This window comes from Pseudomonas sp. 51_B (assembly GCF_017491595.1).
Taxonomy (GTDB): Bacteria; Pseudomonadota; Gammaproteobacteria; order Pseudomonadales; family Pseudomonadaceae; genus Aquipseudomonas; species Aquipseudomonas promysalinigenes.
This window is the reverse complement of sequence record NZ_JAFGYW010000383.1, coordinates 1-450: the sequence shown is the minus strand read 5'-3', so window position 1 is coordinate 450 and position 450 is coordinate 1. Positions and strand designations below refer to the sequence as shown.

Annotated in this window: 1 pseudogene; it reads right to left on the bottom strand. The window is 64.4% G+C overall.

Annotation, left to right across the window (positions count from 1 at the left end):
• Window positions 1-70 precede the first annotated feature (70 nt).
• Window positions 71-450 (bottom strand): annotated as a pseudogene (locus J5M56_RS25345) (aminotransferase); the annotation flags it as partial.

Here is a 450-nt window from a genome sequence, read left to right as displayed (position 1 = left end):
GACAGTACGCTTTCGCGAGCAGGCTCGCTCCCACAGGGGATCACTTACACAGGGGAATCTCGGGGCAGGATCAGAGATTGCGGTTAGCCAAAGCCCGCTCCATCCGCGCACTCCCTTCTTCCAGCAACGCCCTCGGGCAACCGAAGTTCAAACGCACAAACTGCTGATGCCGGTCGCCAAACTCCAATCCCGCGCTCAGGCCGACCTTGCCCTGTTCGAGGAAGAACCGCTGCGGATCCGGCAGGTCCAGCGCGGTGCAATCGAGCCACGCCAGATACGTGCCCTGCGGCACATTGATGGTCACGCCCGGCAGGCGCGTGCGCACCGCGTCTACCAGCCAGTCGCGGTTGGCCTGCAGGTAGGTTTTCAGTTCGGCGAGCCACGGCGCGGCTTCGCTGTAGGCGACGCGGGTGGCTTCCATGCCCAGCGGGTTGACGCTGTCGACCATGC